At 38.5% G+C, this 1015-nt stretch carries 5 tRNA genes and 1 rRNA gene; all 6 read right to left on the bottom strand.

The window, feature by feature from the left end:
- Nucleotides 1–479 precede the first annotated feature (479 nt).
- Nucleotides 480–551: transfer RNA gene (locus JCM14822_RS18735), tRNA-Glu, on the bottom strand.
- Between the two features lie 6 nt (nucleotides 552–557).
- Nucleotides 558–628, bottom strand: a tRNA-Gly gene (locus JCM14822_RS18730).
- Between the two features lie 34 nt (nucleotides 629–662).
- Nucleotides 663–736 (bottom strand) — tRNA-Asp (locus JCM14822_RS18725).
- Between the two features lie 13 nt (nucleotides 737–749).
- A tRNA-Lys gene (locus JCM14822_RS18720) sits at nucleotides 750–822 on the bottom strand.
- Nucleotides 823–828: 6 nt separating this feature from the next.
- Nucleotides 829–903, bottom strand: a tRNA-Pro gene (locus tag JCM14822_RS18715).
- 5 nt (nucleotides 904–908) lie between these two features.
- Nucleotides 909–1015: ribosomal RNA gene (gene rrf / locus JCM14822_RS18710) — 5S ribosomal RNA — on the bottom strand; the annotation flags it as partial.

Here is a 1015-nt window from a genome sequence, read left to right as displayed (position 1 = left end):
CCGGAAAAACTTAGTCTTAAGTTAACGCTTATGATTACTCTATATTATAACATATTTTTCATTTATTGATTATATATTTTATATATTTTAAATATTTTAAATATTTCAACTTCAAAGCAGTGTTATCAAATCAATCTAACATATTAATTGATATACCCCTTTTTTATGTAAATAATTAAAATAATAAAAACACTTGCTATTTAGAATGGGGTATTTTCTATGCCTAAGATAACTTCTAAAAATAAAATCTATTATTGTGAACAATATCTAGATGGATTTTAAAATATAATAACTCTGAGAAACTCAAAGCTTCTGGAACAGTGGGGATATACTATCATGACTAGCGAAAAAACAACAATAAACGATTACAAAGAAACCTTAATGTATTACATCAATGAAAAAAGTACAATTTAGATTATAGAAATAAAAAGAGCTATCATGAAATTATTTAAAATTTCATGATAGCTCTTTTAAAAGAATGACCCGTACGAGAATCGAACTCGTGTTACCGCCGTGAAAGGGCGGTGTCTTGACCGCTTGACCAACGGGCCATAAAGAGCGGGTGATGGGAATCGAACCCACGTAGTCAGCTTGGAAGGCTGAAGTTCTACCATTGAACTACACCCGCATATTCATTTTTTAAAACCAGTAGTGGTTTAAAGCGACCCAGAAGGGACTCGAACCCTCGACCTCCGCCGTGACAGGGCGGCGTGCTAACCAACTGTACCACTGGGCCTTATTTAAAATTATGAGCCACCGGGGAATCGAACCCCGGACAACTTGATTAAAAGTCAAGTGCTCTACCGACTGAGCTAGTGACCCATATAGTCGGGGTGACAGGACTCGAACCTGCGGCCTCCTGAACCCAAATCAGGCGCTCTAGCCAAACTGAGCCACACCCCGTTTTATGTTGGCAACCATTTACTTTCCCAGGCCGTCTCCAGCCAAGTATCATCAACCGCTTAGGTCTTAACCTACGTGTTCGGGATGGGAACGGGTGTTTCCCCTAAGCGCA

The organism is Cellulosilyticum ruminicola JCM 14822, from assembly GCF_001311925.1.
In the GTDB taxonomy this organism is placed as follows: domain Bacteria; phylum Bacillota; class Clostridia; order Lachnospirales; family Cellulosilyticaceae; genus Cellulosilyticum; species Cellulosilyticum ruminicola.
The sequence above is the reverse complement of the archived record's forward strand: the minus strand, read 5'-3'. Positions and strand labels throughout refer to the sequence as shown.